General features: G+C 70.3%; 8 protein-coding genes. 1 reads left to right on the forward strand and 7 read right to left on the reverse strand.

All coding sequences use genetic code 11. The annotated features are described in order from the left end of the window. Nucleotides 1–120: 120 nt before the first annotated feature. Entirely contained in the window at nucleotides 121–1,368 is a 1,248-nt protein-coding gene (locus ACIP8W_RS28855) for a DUF5667 domain-containing protein (RefSeq protein ID WP_401952093.1), read from the forward strand. 140 nt (nucleotides 1,369–1,508) lie between these two features. On the opposite strand, the gene ACIP8W_RS28860 is transcribed toward ACIP8W_RS28855, so the two are convergent. The 7 genes from ACIP8W_RS28860 to ACIP8W_RS28890 form a co-directional block, all read right to left on the reverse strand. Continuing rightward, nucleotides 1,509–2,579: a lysophospholipid acyltransferase family protein gene (locus ACIP8W_RS28860; RefSeq protein ID WP_401952096.1), complete on the reverse strand. Its 1,071-nt coding sequence runs from the start codon at nucleotides 2,577–2,579 to the stop codon at nucleotides 1,509–1,511. Continuing rightward, nucleotides 2,572–3,618 (reverse strand): NAD-dependent epimerase/dehydratase family protein, encoded by a 1,047-nt coding sequence (locus tag ACIP8W_RS28865; protein ID WP_401952099.1) that lies wholly within the window; start codon nucleotides 3,616–3,618, stop codon nucleotides 2,572–2,574. The genes ACIP8W_RS28860 and ACIP8W_RS28865 overlap by 8 nt, the downstream gene beginning before the upstream one ends. 198 nt (nucleotides 3,619–3,816) lie before the next feature. After that, nucleotides 3,817–3,915, reverse strand: a complete 99-nt coding sequence (locus ACIP8W_RS28870; protein ID WP_003948845.1) for a 30S ribosomal protein bS22 — start codon at nucleotides 3,913–3,915, stop codon at nucleotides 3,817–3,819. A gap of 170 nt (nucleotides 3,916–4,085) precedes the next feature. Beyond that, nucleotides 4,086–4,298 (reverse strand): helix-turn-helix domain-containing protein, encoded by a 213-nt coding sequence (locus ACIP8W_RS28875; RefSeq protein WP_401952102.1) that lies wholly within the window; start codon nucleotides 4,296–4,298, stop codon nucleotides 4,086–4,088. Nucleotides 4,299–4,426: 128 nt separating this feature from the next. Further along, nucleotides 4,427–5,242 carry a phosphatase gene (locus ACIP8W_RS28880; RefSeq protein ID WP_402151620.1) on the reverse strand — a complete coding sequence of 272 codons (816 nt, stop codon included), beginning with the start codon at nucleotides 5,240–5,242 and terminating at the stop codon, nucleotides 4,427–4,429. Nucleotides 5,243–5,353: 111 nt separating this feature from the next. Then, nucleotides 5,354–6,526: an acetoin utilization protein AcuC gene (locus ACIP8W_RS28885; RefSeq protein WP_402205321.1), complete on the reverse strand. Its 1,173-nt coding sequence runs from the start codon at nucleotides 6,524–6,526 to the stop codon at nucleotides 5,354–5,356. After that, nucleotides 6,495–7,694: an MFS transporter gene (locus tag ACIP8W_RS28890; RefSeq protein WP_402205322.1), complete on the reverse strand. Its 1,200-nt coding sequence runs from the start codon at nucleotides 7,692–7,694 to the stop codon at nucleotides 6,495–6,497. The genes ACIP8W_RS28885 and ACIP8W_RS28890 overlap by 32 nt, the downstream gene beginning before the upstream one ends. Nucleotides 7,695–7,870: the final 176 nt, after the last annotated feature.

The following is a 7,870-nucleotide window of genomic DNA, read 5'->3' on the forward strand; positions in this document are numbered from 1 at the left end:
GGCTCCCTGCGGTCACGCCATGCCCGCAGCCACTCACTCAATCGTGTGGAGGCGCTCACGGCGTGCAACCTTCCGGACCCCCAGGGGAGTCGATCGTCATGACGAGAGGAGGTGCCGCCAGTGATCGCGAACGTTTCGGCACACCGGCGGGCGAACGCCTTCGCCCAGGCCCTGGACGACCAGACGGTCCAGGGCGCGGCGGCGGAACAGCCCGCCGAGTCGGCCGAACCGGCCGAACAGGGGCGGCTGTTGGCCCTGGCGAGCGGTCTCGGTGAACTACCGAAACCCACGCTGGACCCCGAGGTCAAAATGGTGCAGCGAGCACAGCTCGTGGCAGCCATGGAGGCCATGCTGCTGGAAGGCACGGCTGCCGGGGGGGTGTCCTCGGGCCCTACGGTGCCCGAGCAGCGGACCTCCGGCCGGGGCGCGCACCGGGCCTCCCCGCTCCGGAAGCTGCGCCCCAGATCCCGCTGGTCCAAGAGCCTCGCGGCCGGCGGGCTCACAGTGGGTGTGGCGGCGGGCGCCTTCGGCGGAGTGGCCGCTGCCAGCTCCGACGCCCTGCCGGGTGATTCGCTGTACGGGCTGAAGCGCGGCATGGAGGACATCAAGCTCAATCTGGCGGGTGACGAGTCCGACCGGGGCGAGCTCTACCTCGACCACGCGTCGACCCGGCTCAGCGAAGCCCGCCGACTGATGGAGCGCGGCCGCTCGGGCCCCCTCGACCACGAGTCCCTGGGCGAGATCCGGCGCACGCTGAGCGGAATGAAGCACGACGCGACGGAGGGCCACCGGCTGCTCCATCAGGCATACGAACGGGACGGCGCGATCGGCCCGATCGCGACCCTCTCCTCGTTCTCGGCCTCGCACCGCCAGGCGTGGAACGGGCTCCGTGACCGGCTCCCCGTCCAGCTGACGGATGTCGGCCAGGAGGTCAACTCGGTCTTCGAAGCCATAGACGAAGAGATCGCCCCGCTCCAGTCCCTGCTGCCGCGCCTGCCGGAGAAACACCAGAAGACCACCCGGCCAGGTGCCACCCAGGACTCCACCGGCCCCGGCCACACCCAGGAGTCCCCGGCGCCCGTCGCCCCCGGCGCGAGCGAGAAGAGCACGGGCAGCAGCGGTTCGCACACCAGCGACAGCCCGAAGCCGTCCGGTCAGGACTCGGACAGCACGTCCGAGGACGGCCTGCTCGGCGGGGCCACGGGCAGGCTGCTCGACCCACCGGACGGCAGCGCCACCCCGTCGCCGTCCGAGAGCAATGGCAACAGCAAGGAGACCCCCGAACGCCCGGCCCCGAACATCACCATCCCCCCGCTCCTCCCGGACCTGCTGCCCGGCCTGGGCCTGAAGGCCGAGGACGCGGACTGACGGACGCCGCACCACCCCTGGGGCCGGACAGGCCGAAGCCCGTCCGGCCCCCAGCCACCCTCGGCCCCAAACGAACCGGCCCCAGAAGAACCCAACCGCGGATGAGCGCGGAAGAGCACCGCGGAACACGGCGGAACGTCTCAGAAGAACACCGACCGCCGCTGCACCAGCAGCTTGTAGAGCGTGTGCTGGATCTGCTCCCGCACCTGATCCGTCAGATTGAACATCAGCATCGGATCCTCCGCCGCCTCCGGCGGATAGCCGTCCGTGGGGATCGGCTCGCCGAACTGGATCGTCCACTTCGTCGGCAGCGGCAGCGCCCCCAGCGGCCCCAGCCAGGGAAACGTCGGTGTGATCGGGAAGTACGGAACCCCCAGCAGCCGCGCCAGCGTCCGCGAGTTGCCGATCATCGGATAGATCTCTTCCGCGCCCACGATCGAGCACGGCACGATCGGCACCCCCGCCCGCAGCGCCGTCGAGACGAAACCGCCCCGGCCGAACCGCTGAAGCTTGTAGCGCTCGCCGAACGGCTTGCCGAGGCCCTTGAACCCTTCCGGCATCACCCCGACGACCTCACCGCTCAGCAGCAGCCGTTCCGCGTCCTCCGCGCACGCCAGCGTGTGCCCGGCCTTCCGCGCCAGCTCGTTGACCACCGGCAGCATGAACACCAGATCGGCCGCCAGCAGCCGCAGATGCCGGTCCGCCGGATGGTTGTCGTGGACGGCGACCTGCATCATCAGCCCGTCCAACGGCAGCGTCCCCGAGTGGTTGGCCACCACGAGCGCCCCGCCGTCCGACGGGATGTTCTCGATGCCCTTCACCTCGACCCGGAAGTAGTTCTCGTAGATCGGCCGGATCAGCGACATCAGGACCTGGTCGGTGAGCTCCTCGTCGTACCCGAACTCGTCGACCTCGTAGTTCCCGGTGACCCGGCGGCGCAGAAACGCCAGCCCGCCCGCGATCCGCCGCTCCCAGCCGCCCCCGTCGCCCCGCCCGGCCGCCGGGGCGCCCGGCGCGGGGTCCGGCCGCTCCCGTACCCCCGCGGTCTCCCCGTCCGGCACATGCGGCTCCGGTACGGGCGTCAGCGGGCCCGGCTTGCGGCCCGGCGGGCGCTTCGCGCCACCCTCCTTGACCTGCTGCCGACGGCCGGCGGCGGGCCCGCGTCTGGACCTCGGTTCATCGCCGAAGGGGATGACCTTGGCATCAGCCATGACGGATGCGCTCCTTGCTGACGAGAGTGGAGAGCCGGTCGACCGTGCGGGCCACGGTCTCGGGCGGGAACAGCCCGGCACCCCGGCTGCCCGCGAAGTCCGCGAATGCCTCCGCGGTCGTGTACGAGGGCACGAAGCCCAGGGTCTCGCGCATCTGGTCCGTACTGACGACCCGGCCGTGGGTCAGCAGCCTGATCTGCTCCGGTGCGAAGTCCGTCATCCCGACCGCCCGCAGCGCCGTGCCCACCCAGGTGACGGCGGGCAGCACGAGCGGCATCGTGGGCCGCCCCAGCCGCCGGGCGCACTGCGAGAGCAGCAGCACCCCGTCGCCCGCGACATTGAACGTCCCGCTGTTGAGCGTCCCGCGCCGGGGCTCGTCCGAGGCGATCATCAGAACGTCGAGGACATCGTCCTCGTGGACGAACTGGAGCCTCGGGTCATAGCCGAGGACCGTTGGCAGGACGGGCAGCGACAGATACTCGGCGAGCGGGGAATCCGCCCCCGGCCCCAGGATGTTGGCGAAGCGCAGCACACAGACCGCCACATCCGGCCTGCGGCGAGCGAACCCGCGTACGTACCCCTCGACCTCCACCGCGTCCTTCGCGAAGCCACCGCTCGGCAGCGACTTGGGCGAGGTGGTCTCGGTGAAGACCGCCGGATCGCGGGAGGCCGCGCCGTACACACCGGTGCTGGACTTGACCACCAGCCGCTTGACGGACGGTGTCTTCTGGCACGCCCCGAGCAGCTGCATCGTGCCGATGACATTGGCTTCCTTGGCCGAGGCGCGGCCACCGGCGCCCAGGGGCGTCGCCGTCACATCCAGATGCACGACGGTGTCGACGCCGTGCTCGGCCAGTACGCGTGCTATGGCCGGTCTGCGGATGTCCGCCCGGACGAATTCCGCGTCGCCCAGCGGATGGTCGGGGGCGACCGCGTCCACCGCGATCACCCTGTCCACACCGGAGTCGCGTTGCACGCGCCGTACGAAACGGCCTCCGAGCTGCCGGGCCGCTCCAGTAACGAGCACAACCTTGCCCAAGATCAGCGCCTTCCTCTGGCAGCCTCTGGAGCCTCCCTCTGGAAAAGGCTCCGTACGCGTCACCGTATCGGGTCCGCATCGCGCTCCGACGACCGTACGCGTCCTGTCCCCGCAGGGCGAAAAGCACCGGCCACAATGCACCGTGGCCCTCCCACCATGTTCGGTGGAAGGGCCACGAAATACACGAACAGCTGCCGCTTACTTCTTGTTGCGACGCTGAACGCGGGTGCGCTTGAGCAGCTTGCGGTGCTTCTTCTTGGCCATCCGCTTACGCCGCTTCTTGATAACAGAGCCCACGACTACCCTCGCTCACTTCTCTTCACTCGGTGCGGGGCGTCTGGGCCCACACGACCTACGTCGGCCTAGCCTACCCGCCGCCGAGTGAGGGACGTAATCCGAGGGAAGTCCCCGGTGCCCCGACCCACGGCATCCGCCCCTCGGAGGGGCGAATACCGCCGGTCACAGCACTATGCCGACTCGACCCCCACAAAAGATTCGCGGAGGTACTCGTGAACCGCTTGCTCCGGAACCCGGAAGGACCTGCCCACCCGGATCGCCGGCAGATGACCGCTGTGCACCAATCGGTACACGGTCATCTTCGACACTCGCATCACCGAGGCGACCTCCGCCACGGTAAGGAACTTGACCTCGTTGAGAGGCCTCTCGCTGCCAGCAACCATGATCCACCTGTACCTTCCGCACCCGACGGCCACCGGCTTCCCCTCCGGTAACTCTTCGTCGCTGTGCGCTCACATCCCAGAGTAGGGGCGGGTGATACGAGTGGGGAAGAGGAGCAACCTCCGGCCACCTACTGTGACAGACACGCCCGATTGAGTACATAGCGCGTCAGCGGCCGGTAGTGGGCGGACCGGGCGCCGTCGTCGAGCGGAACCGCCACGGACACCCGCCCCTCCGCCTCCCCCACGAAGAGCGCGGGGTCGTTCGTATCAGCCAGCCCGATGGCCTCAATACCCAGCTGACCTGCGCCGCAGACCCATCCGTGGTCCCCCACGACCAGCTCGGGCAGTGGCCCGCCGGCCTCCACCAGACCGTCCAGGGCCACTCTCACCGGCAGGGGTGAGTGGGTGTGTGCGCCGGTCCCATTCCCCGCTTGCCGCGCGCCGGGTTCCCGCACCAGCGCGACTCCCCGTACGTAGTCGAGATGGCACGTACGTACCCCGAACCGGGTCGTCATGTCGATACATCTCCCCTGCGCAGGGGTGAGAACAAGGCATCCCGCCGCCGACAAAGCGTCTGCCAGATCGGCGTAGAACCCGAGCAGCCGGTGCGGATGCCCCGTGCCGAACAGCACAGGAGCCCGTCGCGCCACAACGGCGCGCAGCCGTCCCGCGAACGCGTCGAGCGCGTCCATCGTCCGCTCGGGGTCGATGACATCGGAGCCCGACACCTGACCGGAATCACCGGAGACCCCGCACTTGTCGGCCATCAGCCGGAGCAAGTCCTGTTCGTTCCATGCCCATTCGGGATCGAGTCCGATCATCACCCGTGGATCCCTGGCCGCGAAGAGGCGGTAACTCCGCAGACTCGCCTCCCGCGACGTGGCCACGGGCCCGGCCAGCCTGGCCGCCAGCAGATGCGCCCGCAGCGCTCCGGTGCTCAACACCCCGCCGATGCTTCCGCCTCCGAGCCCCGCCGGGAACAGAACCCGGGATACACCGCACGGTTGGCGTAACGACCAGTACGCGCCCGCCACGGCCCACAGGGAGCCGAAGCGTTACGGCAGCAGCCCCCGTAGCGGGAACACCGCCCGCCGCGCCGCCAGCACCGCCTGGTCCAGCCGGTTCGCCGGGTCGTAACCGGCCTCCCACGGCTGCCAGGACGGCGTCCGCCCGTCCGTCATCCGCCCGGGGGCCGGCTGCCGCGTCCGCGCGTACACCTCGTCCCGCCAGGACTGCGGAACCATCGACTCCGGATCGACCGGCGCATGCGCCGCGATACCCACCAGATGGGTCCAGGACCTCGGCACCACGTCCACCACCGCGTAGCCGCCCCCGCCGAGCGCGAGCCACCGCCCACCGTCCGCGTACGCGTGCGCCAGTTCGTGACAGGACTCCTGCACCGCCCGCTGCGCGTCCAGCGACACCGCCAGATGCGCCAGCGGATCCTCGAAGTGCGTGTCCGCGCCGTGCTGCGTCACCAGAACCTGCGGCCGGAAGTCCGCCAGCAGCTCGGGCACCACCGCGTGGAACGCCCGCAGCCAGCCCTCGTCCCCCGTACCGGCGGGCAGCGCCACATTGACCGCGCCGCCCTCGCCCGCGCCGTGGCCGGTCTCCTCGGGCCACCCGGTCCCCGGGAACAGCGTCCGCGGATGCTCGTGCAGCGAGACCGTCAACACCCGGGGATCCTCCCAGAACGCCGCCTGGACACCGTCCCCGTGGTGTACGTCCACATCGATGTACGCGACCCGCTCCGCGCCCAGCTCCAGCAGCCGCGCGATGGCCAGCGCCGCGTCGTTGTACACGCAGAACCCGGCCGCGCCCCCCGGCATCGCGTGGTGCAGCCCGCCCGCGAAGTTCACCGCGTGCGCGCTCCCGCCGTGCCACAGCGCCTCGGCCGCGCCGACCGACTGCCCGGCGATCAGCGCCGCCGCCTCGTGCATCCCGGCGAACGCCGGATCGTCCACCGTACCCAGCCCGTACGCCCCGTCCGCGCCACGCGGATCGGCCGAGGCCCGCCGGACCGCGTCCACATACTCCTGCCGGTGGACCAGCCGCAGCGTCGACTCCCCGGCCGGCGGCGCGGCCACCACATCGACCTCGGCGTCGAGCCCGCAGGCCCGTACCAGGCCCATGGTCAGCGCCAGCCGTACCGGATCCATCGGGTGGCCTCGGCCGAAGTCGTATCCCGTTACTGCGTCATCCCACATCAACCGTGCGCGGCCGCTCATGTCCGCCACCGTATCTGCCCGGCTCCGCGCCGAACGAGCGGGCATACACCAGCGTGACGAGAACCATCACCATCGGTACGAGCATCGCGCCCCGGTAGCTCCAGGCGTCGCCGAGTGCCCCCACCAACGGCGAACCGACCAGAAACCCCACATAGTTGAAGATATTGAGCCGGGCCACCGCCACGTCGCTCCCCTCCGGGAACAGCCTCCCGGCCGCCGCGAACGTCTGCGGAACGATCACACACAGCCCGAGCCCCAGCATCGTGAACCCCAGGATCCCCACCCACGCCCCCGCCGCCAGCGCCACCACCGCGAACCCCGCCGCCGCCAGCAGCGACCCGCACCGCACCACCGCCACCGGCCCAAACCTCCGCACCCCCGGATCCCCCACCGCGCGCCCCAGCAGCGTCGTGACCATATAGGCGTTGTACGGCACGGTCGCCAGCTCCTCCGAACTCCCCAGCACGTCGTGGAGGTACTTGGCGCTCCAGTTCGACACCGTGGAGTCACCGATGTACGCGAAGGTCATCACCAGGCACAGCGGCAGCAGCAGCTTGAACGCGACCGGCCTGCCCGCCCCCGGACCGCCCGTCTCCTGCCCCGCCTTCTCGTCGTCCACGTACCAACGGCTCCCGAGCAGCGCCGCCGGCGAGAGCACCACCACGACCGGCAGATACGACACCACCAGCGCCAGATCCCAGTGCGCCCCCACCCAGGCCAGCGAGGCCCCGACGATCCCGCCCAGGCTGAACGCCGCGTGGAACCCGAGCATGATGCTGTGCCCGTACGCCCGCTGGAGACTCACCCCGAGCATGTTCATCGACGCGTCCAGCGCACCGACCGCGAGCCCGAACGCCCCCAGCGCGAACCCCAGCTGCCAGGTCCGGTCCCCGGCCCCCACCCCGAGAAGCGCCAGCAGGACAACGGGCTGCGCCCACCGCAGCACCGCCCCGGGCCGTACCCGCGCGACCAGCTTCTCGGTGAGTACGCTGCCGACCCCGGCCAGCACCGGCACCGCGGCGAGAAACACGGGAAGGAGCCCGTCGGACACCCCGTACCGGTCCTGGATCGCGGGTATACGCGTCACCAGCAGGGCAAAGGTCACCCCCTGGACGAAGAAACTCAGCGCCAGCGAGACCCGGCCGTGCCGCAACCGCACATCTGTCATGGCCGCACAGCGTAGGACGCTCGACTACCTATGGATAGATAGAGCACATAACGGATCGGCGCCCGGATCCGCGCACGCGGCCTCGAAAGAGGTCCTGAACGCAGAAATGCCCCGCACCAGATACCTGGTACGGGGCATTCCCACAATAATTGTTCGGCGGCGTCCTACTCTCCCAC

It is taken from the genome of Streptomyces sp. NPDC088554 (genome assembly GCF_044752945.1).
Taxonomy (GTDB): domain Bacteria; phylum Actinomycetota; class Actinomycetes; order Streptomycetales; family Streptomycetaceae; genus Streptomyces.